General features: G+C 36.2%; 26 protein-coding genes. 6 read left to right on the top strand and 20 right to left on the bottom strand.

Features of this window, described 5'->3' with window-relative positions; genetic code table 11:
* Positions 1–90: 90 nt before the first annotated feature.
* The 13 genes from spoVAF to dacF form a co-directional block, all read right to left on the bottom strand.
* Positions 91–1,563, bottom strand: a complete 1,473-nt coding sequence (gene spoVAF, locus AC0L0O_RS04225; protein WP_000165584.1) for a spore germination protein SpoVAF — start codon at positions 1,561–1,563, stop codon at positions 91–93.
* Positions 1,550–2,119 carry a stage V sporulation protein SpoVABEA gene (gene spoVAEA / locus AC0L0O_RS04220; protein ID WP_001254415.1) on the bottom strand — a complete coding sequence of 190 codons (570 nt, stop codon included), beginning with the start codon at positions 2,117–2,119 and terminating at the stop codon, positions 1,550–1,552. Before spoVAEA ends, spoVAF begins: the two co-directional genes overlap by 14 nt.
* A 5-nt stretch (positions 2,120–2,124) precedes the next feature.
* Positions 2,125–2,475: a stage V sporulation protein AE gene (gene spoVAE, locus AC0L0O_RS04215; RefSeq protein WP_000384637.1), complete on the bottom strand. Its 351-nt coding sequence runs from the start codon at positions 2,473–2,475 to the stop codon at positions 2,125–2,127.
* Between the two features lie 3 nt (positions 2,476–2,478).
* Complete coding sequence (spoVAD, locus tag AC0L0O_RS04210; RefSeq protein WP_001241156.1) at positions 2,479–3,495, bottom strand: stage V sporulation protein AD; 1,017 nt, start codon at positions 3,493–3,495, stop codon at positions 2,479–2,481.
* 13 nt (positions 3,496–3,508) lie between these two features.
* On the bottom strand, positions 3,509–3,967 hold the full coding sequence (gene spoVAC, locus AC0L0O_RS04205; RefSeq protein ID WP_000147736.1) for a stage V sporulation protein AC: 459 nt from the start codon (positions 3,965–3,967) through the stop codon (positions 3,509–3,511).
* A 14-nt stretch (positions 3,968–3,981) separates the two neighbouring features.
* Positions 3,982–4,398, bottom strand: a complete 417-nt coding sequence (gene spoVAB, locus AC0L0O_RS04200) for a stage V sporulation protein SpoVAB (protein WP_000572933.1) — start codon at positions 4,396–4,398, stop codon at positions 3,982–3,984.
* Complete coding sequence (spoVAA, locus tag AC0L0O_RS04195; RefSeq protein WP_000418259.1) at positions 4,391–5,017, bottom strand: stage V sporulation protein SpoVAA; 627 nt, start codon at positions 5,015–5,017, stop codon at positions 4,391–4,393. Before spoVAA ends, spoVAB begins: the two co-directional genes overlap by 8 nt.
* Positions 5,018–5,126: 109 nt before the next feature.
* Positions 5,127–5,225 carry a methionine/alanine import family NSS transporter small subunit gene (locus AC0L0O_RS04190; RefSeq protein ID WP_000016826.1) on the bottom strand — a complete coding sequence of 33 codons (99 nt, stop codon included), beginning with the start codon at positions 5,223–5,225 and terminating at the stop codon, positions 5,127–5,129.
* Positions 5,225–6,751 carry a sodium-dependent transporter gene (locus AC0L0O_RS04185; protein ID WP_000450066.1) on the bottom strand — a complete coding sequence of 509 codons (1,527 nt, stop codon included), beginning with the start codon at positions 6,749–6,751 and terminating at the stop codon, positions 5,225–5,227. Before AC0L0O_RS04185 ends, AC0L0O_RS04190 begins: the two co-directional genes overlap by 1 nt.
* 137 nt (positions 6,752–6,888) lie before the next feature.
* Positions 6,889–7,647, bottom strand: coding sequence for an RNA polymerase sporulation sigma factor SigF (gene sigF, locus AC0L0O_RS04180; protein ID WP_000350729.1), 759 nt, complete (start codon positions 7,645–7,647; stop codon positions 6,889–6,891).
* A 12-nt stretch (positions 7,648–7,659) separates the two neighbouring features.
* Positions 7,660–8,100 carry an anti-sigma F factor gene (spoIIAB, locus tag AC0L0O_RS04175; protein ID WP_001243400.1) on the bottom strand — a complete coding sequence of 147 codons (441 nt, stop codon included), beginning with the start codon at positions 8,098–8,100 and terminating at the stop codon, positions 7,660–7,662.
* The gene (gene spoIIAA, locus AC0L0O_RS04170; RefSeq protein ID WP_000059133.1) at positions 8,101–8,451 is read right to left on the bottom strand and encodes an anti-sigma F factor antagonist; all 351 of its coding nucleotides are present in this window, start codon (positions 8,449–8,451) and stop codon (positions 8,101–8,103) included.
* Between the two features lie 170 nt (positions 8,452–8,621).
* Positions 8,622–9,812 carry a serine-type D-Ala-D-Ala carboxypeptidase DacF gene (dacF, locus tag AC0L0O_RS04165; RefSeq protein WP_000831985.1) on the bottom strand — a complete coding sequence of 397 codons (1,191 nt, stop codon included), beginning with the start codon at positions 9,810–9,812 and terminating at the stop codon, positions 8,622–8,624.
* Between the two features lie 166 nt (positions 9,813–9,978).
* Here dacF and AC0L0O_RS04160 point away from each other — a divergent pair, with 166 nt between their 5' ends.
* From AC0L0O_RS04160 to AC0L0O_RS04145, 4 genes are read left to right on the top strand one after another with little or no spacing between them, the layout of a single operon-like run.
* Complete coding sequence (locus AC0L0O_RS04160) at positions 9,979–10,398, top strand: GntR family transcriptional regulator (RefSeq protein WP_000548032.1); 420 nt, start codon at positions 9,979–9,981, stop codon at positions 10,396–10,398.
* Positions 10,364–11,245 (top strand): ABC transporter ATP-binding protein, encoded by an 882-nt coding sequence (locus AC0L0O_RS04155; protein WP_000922162.1) that lies wholly within the window; start codon positions 10,364–10,366, stop codon positions 11,243–11,245. Before AC0L0O_RS04160 ends, AC0L0O_RS04155 begins: the two co-directional genes overlap by 35 nt.
* Positions 11,235–12,299 carry an ABC transporter permease gene (locus AC0L0O_RS04150; protein WP_000468534.1) on the top strand — a complete coding sequence of 355 codons (1,065 nt, stop codon included), beginning with the start codon at positions 11,235–11,237 and terminating at the stop codon, positions 12,297–12,299. The genes AC0L0O_RS04155 and AC0L0O_RS04150 overlap by 11 nt, the downstream gene beginning before the upstream one ends.
* Before the next feature lie 12 nt (positions 12,300–12,311).
* Entirely contained in the window at positions 12,312–13,376 is a 1,065-nt protein-coding gene (locus tag AC0L0O_RS04145; RefSeq protein WP_000486547.1) for an ABC transporter permease subunit, read from the top strand.
* Positions 13,377–13,400: 24 nt separating this feature from the next.
* Here the strand turns inward: AC0L0O_RS04145 and AC0L0O_RS04140 are convergent, their stop codons facing one another.
* Both AC0L0O_RS04140 and AC0L0O_RS04135 read right to left on the bottom strand, forming a co-directional pair.
* Positions 13,401–13,946: a hypothetical protein gene (locus AC0L0O_RS04140; RefSeq protein WP_000820921.1), complete on the bottom strand. Its 546-nt coding sequence runs from the start codon at positions 13,944–13,946 to the stop codon at positions 13,401–13,403.
* A gap of 102 nt (positions 13,947–14,048) precedes the next feature.
* Entirely contained in the window at positions 14,049–14,468 is a 420-nt protein-coding gene (locus tag AC0L0O_RS04135; protein WP_001003313.1) for a MarR family winged helix-turn-helix transcriptional regulator, read from the bottom strand.
* Positions 14,469–14,627: 159 nt separating this feature from the next.
* Between AC0L0O_RS04135 and AC0L0O_RS04130 the strand changes: the two genes are divergently transcribed.
* A complete protein-coding gene (locus tag AC0L0O_RS04130) occupies positions 14,628–15,299 on the top strand; it encodes an SIMPL domain-containing protein (protein ID WP_001161435.1) in 672 nt (223 codons plus the stop codon).
* A gap of 134 nt (positions 15,300–15,433) precedes the next feature.
* Complete coding sequence (locus AC0L0O_RS04125) at positions 15,434–16,723, top strand: NCS2 family permease (protein ID WP_000676251.1); 1,290 nt, start codon at positions 15,434–15,436, stop codon at positions 16,721–16,723.
* Positions 16,724–16,757: 34 nt separating this feature from the next.
* Here AC0L0O_RS04125 and corA read toward each other — a convergent pair whose 3' ends face one another.
* The 5 genes from corA to AC0L0O_RS04100 form a co-directional block, all read right to left on the bottom strand.
* Positions 16,758–17,720, bottom strand: coding sequence for a magnesium/cobalt transporter CorA (gene corA, locus AC0L0O_RS04120; protein ID WP_002003436.1), 963 nt, complete (start codon positions 17,718–17,720; stop codon positions 16,758–16,760).
* Positions 17,721–17,782: 62 nt separating this feature from the next.
* A complete protein-coding gene (locus AC0L0O_RS04115; RefSeq protein ID WP_001243079.1) occupies positions 17,783–19,087 on the bottom strand; it encodes a pyrimidine-nucleoside phosphorylase in 1,305 nt (434 codons plus the stop codon).
* A gap of 7 nt (positions 19,088–19,094) precedes the next feature.
* Complete coding sequence (locus AC0L0O_RS04110; protein ID WP_001078446.1) at positions 19,095–19,916, bottom strand: purine-nucleoside phosphorylase; 822 nt, start codon at positions 19,914–19,916, stop codon at positions 19,095–19,097.
* Positions 19,917–19,928: 12 nt separating this feature from the next.
* A complete protein-coding gene (gene deoB, locus AC0L0O_RS04105) occupies positions 19,929–21,113 on the bottom strand; it encodes a phosphopentomutase (RefSeq protein WP_001046067.1) in 1,185 nt (394 codons plus the stop codon).
* Between the two features lie 405 nt (positions 21,114–21,518).
* The gene (locus AC0L0O_RS04100) at positions 21,519–22,262 is read right to left on the bottom strand and encodes a FixH family protein (RefSeq protein ID WP_473785650.1); all 744 of its coding nucleotides are present in this window, start codon (positions 22,260–22,262) and stop codon (positions 21,519–21,521) included.
* Positions 22,263–22,331 lie beyond the last annotated feature (69 nt).

The raw sequence follows: 22,331 nt of genomic DNA, 5'->3' as shown, positions 1-22,331 counted from the left end.
TATCTACTCTAAGTGTACACAAAAAATGTTTGATTTTTGTTAAAAAACAATAAATTTTTGCTAAAAAAATAAACGGGTGTATAATCCCGTTTATTTTTGTCTTTTTACATTTTGAGGTCTTACAATACTTGGTCGTACTTTTAAACTAGACATCGTCGGACGGAGTAAAATTTTTGTTAATGCGCCCCAATCAAATGGTAAAAATGGCCATAGGTAAGGTGTTTGCAAACTTTTTATAGACGTTAAAAATAAAATCAATATCGTCATACCAATTACAAATCCCATCTCATGGAAGAGGCCTGTCAAAATAATAACAAACAATTTTCCAACCTTATTTCCGAGTCCCAATTCATAACTCGGTGTTGCATATGCCCCGATCATAGAAACTGCTACATACAAAATAACTTCTGGTACAAACAAACCTACATCAATTGCTATTTGACCAATTAATATGGCAGAAATTAATCCTGCTGCAGACGATAACGGCGTTGGAGTATGAATGGCTGCCATCCTTAAAAATTCAAGTCCTACTTCTGCCATTATTACCTGTAATAGAATGGGTAAATGTGTCATCTTAGTCGGTCCAATAAAAGCAAGATTTTCTGGTAAAAGAGTTGGATCAAATACAAACACTAACCAAAACGGTAGTAAAAACAAGGAGAATAAGACACCTAAAAAGCGTACCCAACGTAAAAATGTTCCGACAGCTGGATTTTGTCTAAACTCTTCTGCATGCTGTAAATGATGAAAATATGTTGTTGGCGTAATCATAGCACTTGGTGATGTATCAACTAGTACTAGAACATGTCCTTCTAATAAATGATTTGCTGCTACATCCGGTCTTTCTGTATATCGAATAAGCGGGAATGGATTATAGCTTTGCTTTACAACAAATTCTTCCACTGTTTTATCCGCCATCGTAATGCCATCGACATCGATGTTATTTAATTCTTGTTTTATAATCTTTACTAAATCTGGATTTGCAACATCTTGTACATATGTAATACAAATATCCGTTTGCGATCTATCCCCTACTCGAATAATTTCATTTCGAAGACGTGGATCTCGAATTCTTCTACGAATTAACGCTGTATTTACAACGATATTTTCAACAAATCCATCCCTCGCACCGCGTACTACTTTTTCGGTATCTGGCTCTGTCGGTGTTCGTCCTGGATAGCTACGAACATCTATCGCGAACGCTTCTGTTTCGCCCTCCACAAATATAACAATAAGTCCTGATAACGCTTGAACCATTACTTCATCCATCGTTTTCACTTTACTTACTTGCTGATGAATTAAACGATTCTCTAAAAGCTTTACAGTATCTTCTTCAACATCCCTTATTTCATTCGTATCCACAGCTTCTTCTAAAATAGGAATAATATAATTTGTATCACAAAGTCCATTTACAAATAACACTGCAATTTCTTTATTCAAAATTTGAAATTTACGAATCCCAACATCAAATGTAACGCCTAATCCAGCCGTTTGTTTTAAATAATTTTCATTGTCACTTATGAAAGTTGAAATAGGGATATCTATTTTTTTAGGCTTCGTCATAAAATCCACTCCTTTCCAAAATTAACTGAATTGCTTTTTTCGTAATTGGTGAGCCTCTCTCCCATTCATCGTTTCCACACATCTTACCAATATCACCAACGCCAACAATGACGGGAACATTCAAATCATCTAAACAATAAATTGTATCTCCGCTAATTCTGCCAATTTCACCATCTGGAAGTCCAAATTTATCAACACCGTATTCCGTTAAATTCCCGTTCCGATCTACACTTACATCTACACGTGCCCATTCCCAATGGTGTGTATTAGACGCTACTGCCAAAATCCCAAGTACATCAATTTGTTTATGCGTGGCTACATATTTTAAAGCTTTTTCACCAGATCCTTCTCCAATAAATCCACTGTCATCAAACATGACAAATACAGGGTCATATGGCGTTTGCATAATAAGCTCAACAACTTTCTTCCCTGTCAATTTGGTTGGATTACTTTGTGATGCTGAAATACACCTTCCCCCAAATTCCTTCGTTAAAAGCTCAATTGTTCGCTTTGCATATTCATCTCCATCTGTAACCAAAACAACCCTTCGTCTCATTTGATTTATCCTTTCGGTTTACATATAAGTGCTACAAAAAATGAAAATAATATTGCTGCAGAAATACCTGCAGACGTTAAACTAAACATACCCATACCAATCCCTATATATCCGTGTTTTTCTGCCGCATGCATGGCCCCGTGTAATAGGGAATGTCCAAAACTTGTAATAGGAACTGTCGCACCAGCACCAGCAAACTTTATAAGCTTATCGTACAATCCGAATCCATCTAAAACTGCTCCTATAACTACAAAGGTAGCCATTAAATGGGCTGGTGTTAACTTTGCGAAATCTAACAATACTTGTCCAACTACACAAATAGCGCCTCCTACAAGAAATGCATAAATATAATCCACAATTCACTCTCCCTTCACTCTCTCAAATACGACACCATGTGCAATTGTTGGAATTGTTTCTTTCTGCTGCATCATCATCGGGCTTAATAAAGCACCAGTGGCAACGACAAAAATTCGTTGTAAATTCCCTTTTTGCATCTCGCTTAATAAATGACCATATGTGACAACAGCTGAACAAGCACAACCACTACCACCAGCAAATACTTCTTCTTGACCGGAATCATAAATCATTAATCCGCAATCGTTATATATATGCCCAATATCATAACCTTCTTCCAGTAACAGTTGTTTCGCGATTGGTGTCCCAATAGCTGATAAATCACCGGTAACAATCAAATCGTAATCATTGGCACTTCTCTTCAAATCCTCAAAATGTTGCTGAATTGTATGAGCCGCAGCAGGTGCCATCGCCGATCCCATATCTAGCGGATTCGCAATTCCTAAATCTTGCACTTTCCCAATCGTAGCCGCTGTAATTTTAATGGCGCTTTTTTCTTTACTAATTAATATGGATCCCGCACCTGTAACAGTGGAATTGGCTGTTCCTGGTTTTTGTCCCCCATACTCTGTTGGATAACGAAACTGTCTTTCAGCTGTTGCATTATGACTGCTTACTGTCGCTAAAACACGGTTTGCGAATCCGCCGTCTATAAAGGCCGAGCCAACTGCTAACGTCTCCATCGAAGTCGCACAAGCACTAAACATCCCTAAAAAAGGAATTCCCCACTTACGCGCAACGTAATTTGCTGTTACTGTTTGATTTAATAAATCACCCGCTAAAAAGAAATCAATTTGTGATGTTTCTACATTTGCTTTTTGCATGACTTGTTGAATAGAATCTGACATTAACCTTCGTTCAGCAAGCTCCCAATTTCTCTCTCCGCAATGTAAATCATCATATGAAATATCAAATTCCTTTCCAAGAGGGCCTTCAGCTTCTTTTGGACCGACGGCAGTACCGGTTGCATTCACATAAATATCATTTTGAAATACCCACGTTTGTTTTCCTGTCAACCTCATACTAGCCCCTCCTTTAAGACATAAAAATTTTAAAAGTATATCTTATTAAACCAATAATGTATGCGCCAACGACCCCAAAAACGATAACACTTCCCGCTAGCTTAAACATGTTTGTAGCAACGCCAAGCACAATTCCTTCACTCTTATGCTCTAGCGCAGCACTCGCCATAGAATTCGCAAATCCCGTAACAGGTACGGCCGACCCTGCTCCAGCAAATTGACCGATTTTATCATATACACCACAACCTGTTAAAATCGCCGATAATAGTACAAGAGTTGCAACTGTTGGATTCCCTGCCTCTTGTTCACTGAAATGAAAATAATGTATATAAAATTTCATCAATACTTCTCCGATTGTACAAATGAGTCCACCTACAAAAAATGCCTTAACACAATTTATAAAATAATTTGGTTTCGGATGGTATTCCTTCACTTTATTTACGTAATCATCCTTTAGTTTTCGCCCTGTCATTTATATATTGCCTCCTACTTTACGAAATAAATCCAGTGAAACAACGAGCCTATTACTTTTCCAAGTACAAGAGCAATGAGTAAAACAACAATCTTCCCCTCTACCCCTACTCGTTTCGCTAAAATAGGTAAAACATTTAACACTTCTGTTAATGCCGCAGCGAGCATTCCAATGAATGTGCCACAAAATATTCCTAATACAACAAGCCAATATTGCGACGTTTGAAATGTAATGTTTTTCAAACTACACCAAGCTCCTGTTAACGTACCTGCAATAACTGCCCATTCAAAATATTGAATGTGCTTTCCACTTCTCGTTAATTGAGCTAGACGGGGGATTATACCAAGTACAGCTAAAAATGCAACATATCCGCTACCTACAGCAATTCCTCCTGCTAAAGCAATTAAAATAACGAATCCAGACTCAATCATCGGTAAGTTGTTTCATATTATCCTTGTTTTCATGAACAATTACATATTGGTCAAGTGACTGCTGGTATTGGAACATTTCCACTTCTAACGGACTCGGTTCTTCATTAATTCGCTTTTGAAATACATGATTAAAAAATAAGACCATACCTAACCCAAGACCTAATGAATAAGGAATTTGAAATAAAAGTGGTTGCGCCTTAAATTCTCCCGTAATCATGTAGTATAACCGTTGATGCACTTGTTGCATGCTTACATCTTCATGGAAATATATGATGGCAAGAGCCGCTCCAATGAAAAGTAACAACCATACAAGTCCGAAAAAAATCGGATGTACTTTCTTTTTTTCATATATAATTTCAACAAGAGTTTGTCCAGAACCAAGTAAATTAATTTGTATATGAGCGGCTTTTTGCCTAATAATCTCAATTATTTTCATAACATCAATGACAACATGCGTTTTATCACGCGCTGTAATTTTATAAATTACCTCATCCTGTAACGACTCAACTACTACAGCATCTCCGGCAAGTTGAGCAACATCACCAAGCTTTACTTCATACGTAGGAGAAACTTTTAATCGATTACGCATTTTAATATAAATTGTTTGTTCCAATTCCATTCACCTCTTCACTCTTCCTCGTAGTTGTAGTATGGTTATTCAATTTTTTTCTAATACAATTTTTTCACAAAAAAACATCTGTACCATTTCGGTACAGATGTTTTTTTGCTTATGCCTTTTTCTTAAATAAATTTGCAATACTTAATGCGAGCCCTCCCCAAATGACTACTATTCCAATAACCATCATCATAATCGCTGATCCACTCATTATGAAACACCTCGATCTTTCCATTCTTTTTCAAGCTTAGCAGAATCCGAATGTATTTGTGCATTCCATTTTTTCAGACTAATAATTAGCGCAACGATAAGGAACGCTGCTGCAATTGACCAACCATATGTTACGACAAACTCCGTTGGGTAACCTCCATAGTTCTTTTTAATATTTTGGATTGTACCATCAATTAACATATACCCTAACATAAGCGGAGTAATAACGAGTAAACTCACTCTCCAAAACGTCCCTAACTTAATATCAGATACGAAGTTTGCGTGATTTTGATAAACTGGTAAACGGCGTAAAATGAGCCCTATCGTAACTACTTCCACTAGTGCAATTGTGATTAATCCAAAGTTATTAGCGAAATAATCGACAACATCTAGGAACATAAGCCCGCCTCGTGTTGCAAAAACTAGAGAAACTAGTACGAGAAGCGTCCCCATAATTCCAATTGTTTTTTGGCGACTTAAGCTGAACTTTTCAGATACAGCAGCAAAACATACTTCCGCAAGCGAAATGAGGGACGTAATTCCAGCAACCGTTAATGATAAGAAAAATAATACACCAAATAACGGTGACATCGGTAATTCATTAATAATTTGCGGGAATACTACGAACGCAAGCCCTACACCCGCACTTGCTACTTTATCAACCGGTACTCCCATATTGTTTGCCATAAATCCAAGAGCCGCAAAGACCCCAATCCCTGCTAATAATTCAAATCCTGAGTTTGCAAATCCAGTAATAAAGGCATTATTTGTTGTATCTGAGTTTTTCGGTAAATAACTAGAATACGTAATCATAATTCCAAATGCTAAAGATAAACTAAAGAAGATTTGACCGTAAGCAGCAAGCCATACTTTCCCATCAAAAATGCGACTCCAATCTGGTTTAAAGAATGCATCTAATCCTTGCATCGCACCTTCCATTGTCACTGCACGAACTACGATAATAAGGAACATAACAACTAGTAAAGGGATGAAAATACGGTTAACAACTTCGATTCCTTTTTTAACTCCTTTAAATGCAACACCAAGCACAATAATCCAAACGAGAGCTAGTGGAATTAATACTTCCGGTACGAGCCCTCCAAACTGTCCAGGCTTATCTGCAACATGCAAATACTCTTTAAATAAAAATGATTCCGTGTCTTTCCCCCATGCGCCAGTAATTGCAAAATACGTATACGAAATAGACCAAGCAATAATTACTGCATAATATGTTGAAACGATAAATGTTACACACATTTGCCACCAACCGATAAATTCAGCACGCGGATGAATACGGAAGAACGTAAGTGGTGCTGAACCACGGTGACGGTGCCCAAGAGCAAATTCGAATGCTAACAATGAAATACCAGTCGTTAATAATGCGAATAAGTACGGTAAAAAGAATGCGCCTCCTCCATTTTCATACGCTGTATAAGGAAAACGCCATATGTTTCCTAATCCAACGGCAGAGCCGACCGCTGCGAAAATAAATCCAGCCCTCGTTCCCCATTGTTGCCTCGTTTCCATACTTCCTTCCCCCTTTGTGACAAGTTCATAATTGGATTATATTTTAAATTTACTAAATTATCAATAAATTCTGTTAATTTTTACGAAAGTTTATAATCCCCTCCTATTACATTCATAAAAAAAGATCGAATAGATAACTATTCATCTATTCGATCTTTCATCTGTTTTAATATTTTCTTTTCAAGTCTTGAAACTTGCACTTGAGAAATACCTATTCGTTCCGCTACTTCTGATTGCGTTTGATCTTTATAGTAGCGTAAATATACAATTAAACGTTCTCGCTCATCTAATTCTCTAATTGCTTCTTTTAAAGCAATTTTATCAAACCATTTCGTTTCAGATTGATCTGCAATTTGATCTAAAATAGTAATTGGATCTCCGTCGTTTTCATACACCGTTTCATGTATGGATGAAGGAGCACGACTCGCTTCTTGCGCCAGAACCACTTCCTCTGGCGTTAGTTCTAACGCTTCAGCTACTTCATTAATCGTTGGAGCCCTTCCAAATTCTTTCGAAAGCTCGTCTCTCATCTTTCGAATTTTGTTTCCTGTTTCCTTTAAAGACCTACTTACTTTCACTGATCCATCATCACGTAAAAATCGCTGTATTTCGCCAATAATCATTGGAACTGCATATGTTGAAAATTTCACGTCGAAAGATAAATCAAATTTATCTACCGATTTTAAGAGCCCAATACATCCAATTTGAAATAAATCGTCTGGTTCGTATCCGCGGTTAAGAAAACGCTGTACAACCGACCATACGAGACGCATATTACTTTGAACGATTGTATCTCTCGCTTGTTGATCTCCATCTTGACTTTTTTGAATTAACGCTTTTAGCTCGTGGTCCTTTAACTGAGGTTTCTTCTTCTCATTTTTGACCTCTATGTCCATAGGCTATTCTCCTTAATTGCATAGAGCGTTACTATTTGATAAGTATTTTGTCAAATGGATTGTTGTCCCGAAAGATTCGTTTGAAATAACTTCTACTTCATCCATAAAATTTTCCATGATAGTAAATCCCATTCCGGAACGCTCTAATTCAGGTTTAGTTGTAAAAAGGGGTTGTCTCGCTTCATCTAAATTAAAGATGCCAATCCCTTCATCTCGAATCGTGAGTTTCACCATTGCTTCTTCCAAAATTACAGAAATATAAACAACACCTTCTGCATTTCCTTCGTACCCATGAATAATTGCATTTGTAACTGCTTCTGACACAACTGTTTTAATCTCCGTAAGTTCTTCCATCGTTGGGTCCAGTTGTGCAATGAAAGCAGCTACTGTAACGCGAGCAAACGATTCATTTTGACTTAATGCCGAAAATTGAAGGTTCATTTCATTTCTCATTTATGCCACCCCCAACGTCGCGAGCGCATGCGCTTCACTTTCTTCTAGACGAACAATTTTAAATAAGCCCGACATTTCAAATAAACGTTTAACAGGAGGTGAAATTGCACAAACAACCATTTCTCCACCTAATCCCTTTACATGCTTATATCGGCCTAATATAACACCTAAACCAGAACTATCCATAAACGATAAGTTCTCTAGGCTCAAAACAATATGATGAACACCATGTGTCTCAATCATATCTGTTACTTTCGTTCGCAACTCTTCAGCAGTATGATGATCTAATTCACCCGCTAGTCTCACACATAGGACGTCACGTTTTACTTCTAATTGCATGGAAAGACTCACACGATTTCCTCCTTATGCTCAAACTTTACTAATTTACATACATAAAGATTTTCGTGATACAACATAAGAATCCTTCCTACTGACAAAAGAAGAACTATTTCGCCATAAAGTGAAACCATTCAGCAATTATTTACTTACATACGAATAGAAAAGCGGCAAAATATTTGCCGCTATTTTGATGTTGAAAACATCCCAAAACTTCTTTTAAATAACTCCCACCAGCTCGCTGCAGCAACATCTTCTTTTGCTACAATTGTTTGTTTTAATAAAACATCTTTATCTTTTTTAATAACAAGCGTACCAAGTGCATCACCTTTTTTAATCGGCGCTTTCACTTTCTTTTCAGCAATTACTTCTTGCTTTACCTTGTCCATATTTTCGCCCTTCTTCATAAGAAGAGATACATTGTCTGACGCAACTAAATCTACTTTTTCTTTTTTCCCTTTTCCTACTTGGACAGTTTTAATTTTTTCGCCTCGTGTATACAATTTTTTTGTCATATATTGACCAAATGCGTAGTCAAGAAGCTTCGTTACTTGATTGTTCCGTTCTTTTGATGTAGGTGCTCCCATAACAACTGAAATAACACGCATCCCATTCTTCTCAGCCGATGCTGTTAAACAATATTTTGCTTCTGTCGTAAAGCCCGTTTTTACACCATCTACTCCAGGATAAAAACGTACTAACTTATTCGTATTAACGAGCCAAAACTTCTTATCCGTATCTTCACGTAAATAGTCTTCGTATTTACCTGTGTATTTGCGAATAAGTGGGTACTTCATCAATTCTTTCGCCATGATAGCCATATCATTTGCTGTAGAATAATGGTCTTTAGCCGGAAGACCTGTTGGATTTTGAAAATGAGTATTTTTTAGCCCTAAATCTTTCGCTTTTTTGTTCATCATATTTACAAAACCTTCTTCTGAACCAGCGATATGCTCCGCTACTGCAACAGACGCATCATTTCCAGATGCAATTGCAATACCCTTTAGCATTTCATTTACAGTCATCTCTTCTCCAGGCTCTAAAAAGATTTGTGATCCACCCATTGAAGCTGCATGCTCACTCGCTCTAACTTTATCGGTCAGTTTTAATTTTCCTTTTTCAACTTGTTCCATAATTAATAGCATTGTCATAATCTTCGTCATACTAGCAGGCGGTAATTTCTCATTTGGATTTTTATCAAACAAAACTTTACCTGTATCTTGTTCAATTACAATTGCTGACGACGCTTGTTCTGCTAACTTCGGCGTTGTTTCTTCTGTTTTATCCTGCTTCGTTTTCTCAGATTGTGCGAAACTAACTGAAGTACCCGAAAGCAATAACATGAAACAAACAAGTATTCCAAAAACTCGCTTCATGACCAACCCTCCATTCTATATCAAACCTATTTTTTCCAATTTATTATTTTTTAATACCATATTTTTCTAACATTTTCAGTTGACAAACACATTCATCACCTATATCTTATTAAGTGTACTACACACATTAGTACACTTAATACATGTCAGGAAGGAGACATTGCTCTTGCATATTCAACTTGATCCAAGAAGCAACACTCCGATATGGGAACAAATTGTTCAAAATATAAAAGAACTCGTATTGAAAAACATGTTAGCTCCAAGTGATAAACTTCCTTCTGTACGTGAACTCGCTTCTTTACTCGTTATTAATCCAAATACAGTGAGTAAAGCGTACCAAGAGTTAGAGCGACAAGGGATTATTGAAACATTACGAGGAAAAGGAACATTTGTATCCCAATCGATTACCCCAACATTAGACGAAAGGAAAATCGCTATGGTTGAAAAGCAATTTCATCAATTACTATTAGAAGCCTCTTATCTTGGTGTTACGAAAGATAAAATTCATGATTGGATAGATTCATACTACAAAGAGATTGGAGGAAATGCAGATGCTGAAAGTGACAAGCTTGAAGAAAACGATTGATAGTCAAACGATTTTAGAAGATGTTTCTTTCACATTACAGAGAGGAAGTATCATCGGATTACTCGGAAGAAACGGTGCGGGGAAAACAACTTTATTACGAACGTTGGTCGGTATTTTAGACCCTGATGAAGGATCTGTTACATATGAGGATACTGACATTCATAAGAATCCTGAAACAAAACAAAAAATCGTATATGTTCCGGATTCTACTAACATATTGAACGGATATACAGTAAAAGAAATTGTAAAGTTTTATAAAACCGTTTATACCGCGTTTGATGAAGTATATTTCTATGAACTGTTAGAACGTTTTAACTTACCAAACAAACGAATTCGTAGTTATTCAAAAGGAATGAAAGCACTGCTTGCCATCATTTTAGCTATTTCTACAAAAGCAGAATATATCATTCTAGACGAACCGACAAACGGACTTGACCCTATCGTGAAAAGGCAAATTTTACAGTTTCTCGTAGGAGAAGTGGCAGAAAAAGAGATTACGATTTTCGTCTCAACTCATCATTTAGATGAAGTAGAACAAATTGCAGATACAATCATTATATTAAAAGGCCATACTATATCTTCTATTACATCACTAGACGATGCAAAATCACGATTTGCTAAAATACAAGTTGCTTACGAACGTTCATTACCTCAAAAACTAGAAAACTTAAGCAATATTAAAATATTAAATCAAACAGGAAAAGTGTATACAATCTTAATCGAGGGAAATGTGGCTACAACACTGGAGAAGTTTTATAAAGAACAACCTATACTCATTGAAGAATTAACAATGTCACTTGAAGATGTCTTCGTTACAACACTGGAGGAGGATGGGTATGTTTCATAAGGCGTTATGGATGTGGAATTGGAAGCGCGGGAAATATGCTGTGTTACTATTCTTCTTTAGTTCGCTTTACTTGTTACCTTTTGGCTACTTTAGAAGTGCTCAGCAACAACTTGATACGTATTACGAATTACAAGAAAAGGGAAAACACTATTATTATTTTTATACCTTTTCTTCAGGAGAAGGCAATAGTTTTTGGTTAACTGTTCTTATCATAGCTTTAGCCTGCTTATTGATAGGATGGGAACGTAGCAACCAATCTAATACACTACTTATGACAATGCCGTTTAAAAGAAAAGATGTTTTCTTATCTAAATGGGCTTTCGGTTCATTTTTTATTTTGGTCTCGTTACTTATAAATTGGATTCTTATGTATGTTATTTATAGAACAACCATTCATTTTGATTATCAATCATTTAATCCATTCCACCGATACTTTCTTTATGCAATTGTTTCTTATGTCGCAGTCTATACAGCTGCTTTATGTATCGGTACTTTTACTGGAAGCATTGTTTCGCAGATTGTTTTTTGTATTTCGTGGTTACTAGCAGGGGTTACATTTATTACATTACTATACACTTTTACAACAAATCATTTATACGCTGCAAATATTAAAAATGAAAACTTATATCGACAACTTTATGAAATCAATCAAAAAACAAATACAGCTGCACCAATTAGTCATTTTTCTATCAATTATTACTATAATCCGGAATCCCGTGAGATCGAGAACAATCCAACTGCTTTAAGAGATCCAGCATCTCATATATATTATTCAGCCAAATCAATGTTAGTCCCAATTTTTTATACAATAGTTTACTTACTACTTGGAACATATTTATATACACGATCGCCAAATGAAAACACTCAGATGATATTTATGTTCCAAAAGCGTTTACGAATATGGATATGGGGCTCAACCATTTACTTTGCATTACTAGGCGGCTATAAAATAAACCATTTTAACTTCTTACCTAGTTACTATATCGGTTTGTTTCTAACGGGAATCATTACTTATGTTATATTATCACGCCTAACAAATTATAAAGTTTTTTAAAGGAGAGATCCTATGTTTCAAAAAGCACTGTGGCTAAGAACATATCAACAAAGTAAATATGTTGTATGGTTATTTTGGCTCGTCAGCTTCTATACTTTGTCATATCAATACTATATGACTTCTATTCAAGAGCAACAATTTCTAAATGACAATAAAAAGTGGAACTATATATATCATTACACCTTTAATTTAACACTTCTAGATTCTATCATGCTGTTAGGTAGTGTACTTATCGTTCTAGCTTGTACGTTAATTGGATGGGAAAGACAAAATAACGCTAGTGACTTATTATGGTCTATGCCTTTTAAACGTTCACACATCTATATAACAAAATGGTTATTTGGAATCTGTAATATCACCGCTGTTGTCGTTTTAAACTGGGGACTATTTGCTATTATGAAAAAGTTAACTTTTCATAATAAATATCAAGTATTCTCTCCCTTTCATAGTTATTTTATATACATGTTAATTGTATTAATCGCTATTTATACACTTACCTTATGTGTAGGTACAATTACAGGGAATATTATATCGCAAGGGTTTCTCACTACAGCTATATTAATCTTCCCAGCTTTACTTCCATCACTTATCTCAGGAGTCATTGCTGTTCACTCAAACACTGAATTTCATGAGGACAACGGCCTTATACATGATGTGATGGAAAGCATACGTATTTCTAGTCCAGCAGAAGATTTTAATATTCACTTTAATTATGATCCACAAAGCGCTTATACTGATCAAAATGGAGTACGTCATAACGAACCAAACTTTACAAAGATTCCACCGGTCAAAACATTGATTGGACCTATTGCAAATATCATTATTTTATTACCACTCGGTATATATTTATATGCCCGTTCAGTCAATGAGAGAAATGGTAACTACTTATTATATCCAAAACTACAAAAAGTAGTTTTGGCTTGTGCGATTTTCTTTGGTGGGAGCGTTGGAGGTTTAATGCTGAGTCGCGCGCATTCATTGTCCAGCTTTTACATCGGATTTTTCGTGATTAGTTTCATTACGTATTTCTTCCTACCTAAAATATTAAAATGGAAAGTCTCTTGGAATTTCAAATGAAATAGCCTCCTCTTATCGAGGAGGTTATTTCACATTCTCTCTTCTTTTCCCATATTCTTTTTCTTGCTTCGTTCCAAACCCGTCACCATTTGCTACGATTTGATCTGTTGGAGCAACTATACTTTCAGCAATTCTCCATTCTCCCCCTTGTTGAATAAACACTTGCATAAAATAATTCATTCCATTTAATTGATACGGATTTTCTTTTTTCACTTCATAACGTGCTGCAACATAATACACTTGCACATTCTCAGCCTCAAACTTAGAAATATATTGTGATAATCTCGGGATGTACTGTGATGCTTTCTGAAGTGGCAGTTGTTTTACTTTTACAAGAGAAGACTTTGTTACATTGCTTATCGTATCTTCATGCCGAATGTTATCACTGTGATGAAATAAAATAGCATTCTGCATTGAGCGAATCCATAGTTTTGAGTATAAAACAGGTTGCTTATTTGAAATGTGTTGTAATTCTTTCTGAACGACTTGAAGAGGCGTTGCTGCATCTACGAATTGATGAAAGCAGAAAAAACTTCCAATCATAATGAAAAGCGTACAAATACGTTTCATAATTTTTCACTCCGATTCTTTTTAATTAAAGTATTGGAGTTTCAAAATGTTTTTATTCAAAAGAAAAAGGATAGGAAAGCTTTTGCTTCCTATCCTCATTTATTATAATACGCGGCCAAATAGCTCTAACACCATTTCTATTTCTTGGTCGCTCCAACCTTTAAATCTCTCTTTATAATATTCTTTACGCACAGCTTCAAGTTTTTCAGTTACTTCTCTTCCGTGTTCTGTAATTTCTAAGTACACGATACGACGGTCTGAATTTGAACGCTTTCTTTCTACAAACCCTTTTCGTACGAGACGATCAGTAACAGCTGTAATATGACTGGAGGTTACGTTTACTTCACTCGCAATTTGCGAAGCCATCTGTGGACTGTTTAAAAATAACGCGCGTAATACAGAAAATTCATTATATGGCATATGTTCTGCAAAACGTGTATTAATATCATTTTGTAATAAACGTATCATCTTCCGAAATGATCCGGATAACTCTAAAATCAATGTTTCTCTTTTTTCGTTCACTAGCCTCGTCCCTTTTTTATCATATTTACACATATTATAATCTATAAATACCTATGTTGTATATGCTTTCTTCCCTCAACATTCTCATTTATGTAACTTTTTTCATATAAATTTCTTTTTTGTTCACACATATACATATAAAAAGGATGGTGATGGAAAATGCAGGGTGGAATGAATCCTTATTTACACAACGTACGCACAGCTAATACTGGTAAAGAAGCGACTATTACTGTACAAGGTGAAGGTATTGTCAAAGCAAAACCAAATGTCGTTATACTAACAATTGGCATTCGAACTGATAGTAAAAATGTGAAACAAGCACAAGAAGAAAATGCAGTGCAATCAAAACAATTGCTGGATGCACTTAAACAGCTTGGTATTGCTGATAAAGATATAGAAACGATTTCTTATACGATTACTCCTCAATACGAGTATGTAAATGATAAAGCGTTACTACAAGGATACCGTGTGGAACATTTGTATGAAATTACCGTTTTAAATGTACAAAAAGCAGGGGAAGTATATGATATAGCCGTTTCAAATGGAGCAAACGTAGCAAAAGGATTACGTTTTCGAATATCTCACCCAAATAAATATTATGAGCAAGCTCTCATTCAAGCTCTGCAACAAGCGGTAGAAAAAGCTCGTGCTATTGCGAGTACATACAATTTAAATATTAATCCTGTTCCACTCTCATTCGTTGAAGAATCTGCCCAATTGCCACGGGAAGTGACGTCCTATGCTACTTTACATGCACAAGCAGCTCCTCCCATTCAATCGGGAGAATTAGAGATCATTTCTACAATACGGGCGATTTTTACGTATTTATAAATAATTCCATTTATAAGTAAACGTTATCATTTTCCTTGTTGTAAAAACATGATGTTCTGATATAATAAAGGACGGTGAGCTCTTACAAAAGAGATATCACGGGTGGGAGAGGGATATGAAAAAGAAGGTTTAACATGAAAGGAATACTTGAAAGAACATTTAAATTAGGTTTACACGAAACATCACCAAAACAAGAAGTTTTAGCTGGAGTTACGTCATTTTTCACAATCGTATACATTATGATTGTAAATGCATCCATTTTATCCGATGCTGGCATTCCTCTTGAAGCTGGAATTTTAGCAACTGTTTTCAGTTCATTTGTTGGATGTCTGCTCATGGCATTTTGGGCAAATGCACCTGCTATTCTTGTCCCTGGTATGGGTGTAAATGCATTCTTCACGTACACTGCTGTGCATACGCTCGGATTAACTTGGCAGGAAGCATTAGCAGCTGTCTTCATCTCTGGTATTATTTTTGCAATTGCTGCGTTTACACCAATCGCTCGCGTGCTTTCCGTATCGATTCCAAAGTCATTAAAGGAAGCTATTACTGTCGGTATCGGATTGTTTTTAGCGTTTATCGGATTGCAAAAAGGTGGTTTAGTCGTTTCGAATCCAAATACTGCTGTTGCAATGGGGAAATTAAGTAACCCTGTCGTTCTTGCGACCGTGCTTACTCTTATCGTTGCACTCGTATTATTTATTCGTAACGTACGTGGAAATTTTTTATGGACGATTGCAATAGGAACTGGTATCGCATGGCTATTTGGTCTTGTTGATACAAGTCAAGTTGGAAATAGTTCATTCTCATTCGCTAATTACGGCGATGTGTTTGGAGCTATGTCATTTGGCAAACTCTCTTCCTTACCGTTTTGGATTGCAACATTCTCTTTAAGCATGGTGCTTATTTTTGAGAACATGGGACTTCTGCACGGTTTATTAGAAGATGACCGTAAATTCCCACGTGCTTACCAAGCCAATGCAATTTCAGCAATGACATGTGGTCTATTTGGCACAAGCCCTACCGTATCAACAGTAGAGAGTGCCGCAGGTATTACTGCAGGCGGAAAGACAGGTCTGACGTCTATCGTTACAGGGCTGTTATTCTTTGCATCACTGTTTGCACTTCCGTTTGTCAAATTAATTCCTGATAGTGCCATTGCACCAATCTTAATTATTATTGGCGGCCTGATGATTACAAGCATTCAACAAATTCCTCTGAACGATTTTTCAGAAGGATTTCCAGCGTTTTTAATTATCGTCATGATTCCGCTCACATATAGTATCGCTGATGGCATTGCGTTCGGATTTATTGCTTATCCTATTTTAAAAGTTGCTCTTGGAAAGCGTAAAGAAGTCGCACCGTCTATGTATATCATTACATGCTTATTCTTAGCCATGTTCGTATTACATGCTATTGGTTAAGTAAAAACACCGAGGAAAATTCCTCGGTGTTTTTTTACTTAAACCATCCTTTTTTATAAAACCAAACCATCATGCCACCGCCAATTAAAGCCATGATAAGTAAACAAATAAAATAACTATATTGTCCACCAAGCTCTGGCATATGCTCAAAGTTCATTCCGTATACTCCCGCAATAAATGTTAATGGCATGAAAATAGTCGAGAATACCGTTAATGTTTTCATAATGTTATTCATATGATGCGAGTTTAATGAAAAATAGCTATCTCGAATATCTGCTGTTAACTCCCGGCTTGCTTCAATCATTTCTGTCAGTTTAAGCAAATGATCATGTATATCTTTAAAGTAAATTTCATGATCACTTATACCGTAAAAACGGGTTGAATTTAAAATACGATACAATAAATCACGCATCGGAATGATTGTACGCCTTAGCTTTGATAAATCTGCACGTATATCAAATACTTCTTCTAGTACACTTCCTGCCGTCTCACCCGTTAAATTATCATCAATTGCATTTAAATGATCCTCAATGTAATATACAGGTGCAAAATAGTCATCTACAATTTGATCGATAATTGTATGCGCTACGTGTAAAGGACTGTTTTTAATACGCTTCTTTTCTCCAAGTGTTTTCCATACTCTTTCAATTGCATTGTTATGAGAAAAATGGAAAGAAACAATATAACGATCACTTATAAATAAATCAATCTCGTGCGGTTCTAATCCATCCTCACCAAATGCATGAAGAACTAAAAAGTTATATCCATCATAAAAATCAACTTTTGGCCTCTGTACATATTCTATACAGTCTTCAATTGCAAGGGGATGGAACTTAAAATGGTCTTGCAAAATGTATGTATACTCTTCTTTCGTTGGCTTATATAAATCTAGCCAATACCATACAATATGGTCTTTCTTTGTTTCTTCTAACGAAACATCATATAATACTTCATCTGCTTTTGTTATTGCACAAATTCTAATCATAATTTCACCCATTATTATTATAAACAAAAAATAGCAAAAAAAGCCAAGGAGAAATACTCCCTGGCCCTTCTTTATTATTCAGTAACGATGCCATGCACTAATGTCGGTGCATCTACATGCTCTTTAGAGATCTTCATGTTCTCATAAATTTTTGCTTTTACATCTTCTACATTTTCACGGTTTGCGTAAATGGTAACAAGGGATTCACCTTTTTTCACGCTGTCCCCTACTTTTTTGCGAAGCATTAAGCCAACTGCTAAATCAATTTCAGATTCCTTCGTCGCACGTCCTGCTCCTAAAAGCATTGCTGCTGTTCCAATTTCATCTGCAACGATTTCTGATACATAACCGTCTTCCTTCGCTTCCACTTCAATTTTAAATTGTGCTTGTGGTAATTTAGAAGGATCATCAACAACAGATGCATCGCCGCCTTGCGCTGATAAGAATGTTTTAAATGATTCTAGCGCTTTACCGTTGTTCATTACTTCAATTAATTTCTCACGCGCATCTTCTAAAGATGAAGCTTGTCCAGCAAGGTATACCATTTGACTTCCAAGTGTTAAACATAACTCTTCTAAATCTTTCGGTCCTTTACCTTGTAATGTATCAATTGCTTCTTGTACTTCAAGTGCGTTACCAATAGCCTCACCAAGTGGTTGACTCATATCAGAAATAACAGCCATCGTATTACGACCAACGTTATTACCAATGCGTACCATTGCTTCTGCTAAACGTTTTGCATCTTCATCCGTTTTCATAAATGCACCTGCTCCAGTTTTTACATCAAGAACAATTGCATCTGCACCAGCAGCAATTTTTTTACTCATAATCGAGCTTGCAATAAGCGGAATTGAGTTTACTGTTGCCGTTACATCACGGAGTGCATATAACTTTTTATCCGCAGGTGTTAAGTTTCCACTCTGACCAATAACTGCGATTTTATTTTCATTTACAAGACGCATGAATTCATCATTTTCGATTTCAACATGGAACCCTGGAACTGCTTCTAATTTATCAATTGTACCCCCAGTATGTCCTAGACCACGTCCAGACATTTTTGCAACCGGTACACCTAAAGCGGCTACTAATGGACCTAATACAAGTGTCGTTGTATCACCAACGCCACCTGTTGAGTGCTTATCTACTTTTACACCTTCAATAGCTGATAAGTCGATTGTATCACCACTATTTACCATTGCCATCGTTAAATCTGCACGTTCTTGATCGTTCATATCTTGGAAGAAAATTGCCATTGCAAGTGAACTTACTTGATAATCAGGAATATCACCATTTGTATATCCTTCAACAATAAAGTTAATTTCTTCTGTCGTTAATGCATGTCCGTCACGTTTTTTTGCAATTAGGTCCACCATTCTCATTGTGAGGTCACCCCTTCATTTGTTTTACGATTGCTTTTACTAATGCTAAGAAATTAGCTTTAACACGTTCTGTCGTTTCGATTACTTCATCGTGGTGAAGTGGCTGATCTAAAATACCAGCTGCCATATTTGAAATACAAGAAATACCAAGTACTTTCATACCAGCGTGACGCGCTACAATTACTTCAGGTACTGTTGACATACCAACTGCATCTCCGCCAAGTGTACGAAGCATACGAATTTCTGCAGGTGTTTCATATACAGGACCTGTCATTCCAACGTATACCCCTTCTTGTACTTTAATATTTAAGTCTGCTGCAACTTGTTTCGCCATTTCGCGTAGTTCTACTGTATATGATGTAGACATATCAGGGAAACGTACACCCATTTCAGAATCATTTGGTCCGATTAATGGATTTGTACCCATGAAGTTAATGTGATCTGAAATTAACATAAGATCGCCTGGTTCGAATGATGTATTTACACCACCAGCTGCATTTGTTACAACAACTGTTTCTACACCTAGTTCTTTCATAACACGAACTGGGAATGTTACTTTTTGCATATCGTATCCTTCATAGAAGTGGAAACGTCCTTGCATTGCTACTACTGTTACACCTTGAAGTGTACCGAATACTAGTTGGCCTGCATGACCTTCTACAGTTGATACTGGGAATTCAGGGATTTCACTGTAAGGTACTGTTACTGCGTTCTCGATTTCATCTGCTAGTACACCTAGTCCAGATCCAAGGATTAGTCCTACTTGTGGTGTCTCTTGAAATTTCTCTTTTAAGTATGAAGCTGATTTTGTAATAAGTTCACGATTCATTTGTTTATCCCCCTATTTCTTTAGCTCGTTTAAGAAGCTTGTTCCGTATTCTGGCATTTTCACACCGAAGTTTTCTGCTACAGTTGCACCAATATCAGCAAATGTTTGACGAAGTGGTAACTCTTGTCCGCCTTCTTTCATGCTTGGGCTATATGCTAATAACGGTACATATTCACGTGTATGGTCAGTACCGTGGTGAACTGGGTCATTACCGTGGTCTGCTGTAATTAATAATAGATCATCTTCTTTTAGTTTTTCGAATACTTCTGGAAGACGTGCATCATATTCTTGCAGAGCTTCTCCATATCCTTGTGGGTCACGACGGTGACCAAATAGTGCATCAAAGTCAACTAAGTTTAAGAAGCTAAGACCTGTAAAGTCCATATTTAATGTATCTACAAGCTTATCCATTCCATCCATGTTAGACTTCGTACGAAGTGATTCAGTTACGCCTTCACCATCATAGATGTCAGAGATTTTACCGATAGCAATCACATCATAATCACTATCTTTTAATTCATTCATTACTGTACGGCCGAATGGTTTTAATGCATAGTCATGACGGTTCGGTGTACGTGTAAAGTTTCCAGGCTCACCAACGAATGGACGAGCAATAACGCGACCTACCATGTACTTCTCATCTAACGTTAATTCACGTGCAATTTTACAAATTTTATACAACTCATCAAGCGGTACTACTTCTTCGTGTGCTGCGATTTGCAGAACGCTATCAGCAGAAGTGTAAACAATTAAAGAGCCTGTTTCCATTTGTTCTTGACCAAGTTCATCAAGAATTTCAGTTCCAGAAGCTGGTTTATTACCGATGATTTTACGACCTGTTTTTTCTTCTAATTCATCAAGTAATTCTTTTGGGAATCCTTCAGGGAACACTTGGAATGGTGTATCAATGTAAAGACCCATAATTTCCCAGTGCCCTGTCATTGTATCTTTACCAGTAGATTTCTCTTGCATTTTTGTATAATATCCAAGTGGTTTTTCTACTTTAGAGATGCCTTTCATTTCACGAATGTTACCAAGACCTAATTTCACCATGTTAGGCATGTGTAATCCATTCATATGTTCAGCAATGTGACCAATTGTATCAGATCCTAAATCACCAAATTGTTCAGCATCTGGTGCTTCACCGATTCCAACAGAGTCCATTACGACTAGGAATATACGTTTATATTTATTCATAACTGCGACCTCCTATAAGTTCAGTTCTACTTCTTGTAGTATGTTCAAAACGCTATAAAGTGAAACTGTTCTCCATAAGAATTATCTTTCGTTCTCATTATCAAACAGTACTTCTTTAAATCATTCTCTAACCTATTTCGTTTACCTTGAAACGACGCAAAAACATTTCTAGTTTTTTCTAAGTCAGATGTCAGACATCTGATACTGATATCATAACATGTTTACGCTTTCTTTTTAATACATTTTCGTAGAATTTCTCATTTTCTTCACACTTCTATTGTAATCCATTATGCACAGAAGTGCTAATCATTTTATGATTTATTTCTTCATACTAAAGTGAAATTTTACCCCACTGATCATTTTTCAAGATAAAAATAAAAAAGCAGCTCTAAAGAGCTACCTTTTTTATTTTACCTCTACTGTTTCTTCTTTATGTTCATGCAATTCGCCTTTTTTAACATGAACTTTCACTTTGTAAGAACCGTTTTCTTTGAAAGTATGTTTTGTTTCATACTCCCCTTTATTCCCTTCTTTTGCTGGAATGAATTCGTGTTTTTCCACACCATCTTTCCAAATTTCAAGTTGTACTTCAGCACCAGTTAACGCTTCTTCTTTTTGTTTTAAATGAACTTTCATTGTTGATTCAGCATTTGCTTTTATGTCACCAGCCATAAGGTGAATCATTGTATCGCTTTTATGATCACCATGCCCTGCACCATGATCACTATTTTCTTTTTTCGCATCTTCTACTTTCGCATTTCCTACAGCCACTTTTACTTCTGGCATAACATGCATTTCACGCGCATTTGTGTGAGCAATAATATGGTATACTCCATCCGTTTCAAACGTTTTCTCTACAGCATAAACACCTTTTCCTTTATGCTTACCTTCTAGCATCTCGTGCTTTTCGTCACCAGCTTTCCAAACTTCAAACTTTACATCATCAGCATCTGTTACTTTTTCTTTTCCTTGTGTAACAAGTGCTTGTACTTCTGTTTTTTCACCTGGTTTAATTTCTTTCGGATTTGTTTGAACTGCTACTTTTACAACTTCCAGTTTCTGTTCTTTTTTCGGTTCTTCTTTGTTTGTATTACAGCCAGCCAATGCTAGCATCGCGATAAATAAAGTCATAATAAGTTTTTTCATCATCATTTCCTCCTTCATACTTTATTTAGTATAGAGGAAAAACATTGTAATATTCTAGTCTTCTGCTGAAAA

The organism is Bacillus sp. GS3m_15504, assembly GCF_055825275.1.
This window is presented reverse-complemented; position numbering and strand designations above follow the sequence as displayed.

Excerpts from the sequence above, each read along its gene's own strand:
- spoVAF (WP_000165584.1), bottom strand. The coding sequence starts at position 1,563 with ATGACGAAGCCTAAAAAAATAGATATCCCTATTTCAACTTTCATAAGT.
- spoVAEA (WP_001254415.1), bottom strand. The coding sequence starts at position 2,119 with ATGAGACGAAGGGTTGTTTTGGTTACAGATGGAGATGAATATGCAAAG.
- spoVAD (WP_001241156.1), bottom strand. The coding sequence starts at position 3,495 with ATGAGGTTGACAGGAAAACAAACGTGGGTATTTCAAAATGATATTTAT.
- spoVAC (WP_000147736.1), bottom strand. The coding sequence starts at position 3,967 with ATGACAGGGCGAAAACTAAAGGATGATTACGTAAATAAAGTGAAGGAA.
- spoVAB (WP_000572933.1), bottom strand. The coding sequence starts at position 4,398 with ATGATTGAGTCTGGATTCGTTATTTTAATTGCTTTAGCAGGAGGAATT.
- spoVAA (WP_000418259.1), bottom strand. The coding sequence starts at position 5,017 with ATGGAATTGGAACAAACAATTTATATTAAAATGCGTAATCGATTAAAA.
- AC0L0O_RS04190 (WP_000016826.1), bottom strand. The coding sequence starts at position 5,225 with ATGAGTGGATCAGCGATTATGATGATGGTTATTGGAATAGTAGTCATT.
- AC0L0O_RS04185 (WP_000450066.1), bottom strand. The coding sequence starts at position 6,751 with ATGGAAACGAGGCAACAATGGGGAACGAGGGCTGGATTTATTTTCGCA.
- sigF (WP_000350729.1), bottom strand. The coding sequence starts at position 7,647 with ATGGACATAGAGGTCAAAAATGAGAAGAAGAAACCTCAGTTAAAGGAC.
- spoIIAB (WP_001243400.1), bottom strand. The coding sequence starts at position 8,100 with ATGAGAAATGAAATGAACCTTCAATTTTCGGCATTAAGTCAAAATGAA.
- dacF (WP_000831985.1), bottom strand. The coding sequence starts at position 9,812 with ATGAAGCGAGTTTTTGGAATACTTGTTTGTTTCATGTTATTGCTTTCG.
- AC0L0O_RS04155 (WP_000922162.1), top strand. The coding sequence starts at position 10,364 with ATGCTGAAAGTGACAAGCTTGAAGAAAACGATTGATAGTCAAACGATT.
- AC0L0O_RS04150 (WP_000468534.1), top strand. The coding sequence starts at position 11,235 with ATGTTTCATAAGGCGTTATGGATGTGGAATTGGAAGCGCGGGAAATAT.
- AC0L0O_RS04145 (WP_000486547.1), top strand. The coding sequence starts at position 12,312 with ATGTTTCAAAAAGCACTGTGGCTAAGAACATATCAACAAAGTAAATAT.
- AC0L0O_RS04140 (WP_000820921.1), bottom strand. The coding sequence starts at position 13,946 with ATGAAACGTATTTGTACGCTTTTCATTATGATTGGAAGTTTTTTCTGC.
- AC0L0O_RS04130 (WP_001161435.1), top strand. The coding sequence starts at position 14,628 with ATGCAGGGTGGAATGAATCCTTATTTACACAACGTACGCACAGCTAAT.
- AC0L0O_RS04125 (WP_000676251.1), top strand. The coding sequence starts at position 15,434 with ATGAAAGGAATACTTGAAAGAACATTTAAATTAGGTTTACACGAAACA.
- corA (WP_002003436.1), bottom strand. The coding sequence starts at position 17,720 with ATGGGTGAAATTATGATTAGAATTTGTGCAATAACAAAAGCAGATGAA.
- AC0L0O_RS04115 (WP_001243079.1), bottom strand. The coding sequence starts at position 19,087 with ATGAGAATGGTGGACCTAATTGCAAAAAAACGTGACGGACATGCATTA.
- AC0L0O_RS04110 (WP_001078446.1), bottom strand. The coding sequence starts at position 19,916 with ATGAATCGTGAACTTATTACAAAATCAGCTTCATACTTAAAAGAGAAA.
- deoB (WP_001046067.1), bottom strand. The coding sequence starts at position 21,113 with ATGAATAAATATAAACGTATATTCCTAGTCGTAATGGACTCTGTTGGA.
- AC0L0O_RS04100 (WP_473785650.1), bottom strand. The coding sequence starts at position 22,262 with ATGATGAAAAAACTTATTATGACTTTATTTATCGCGATGCTAGCATTG.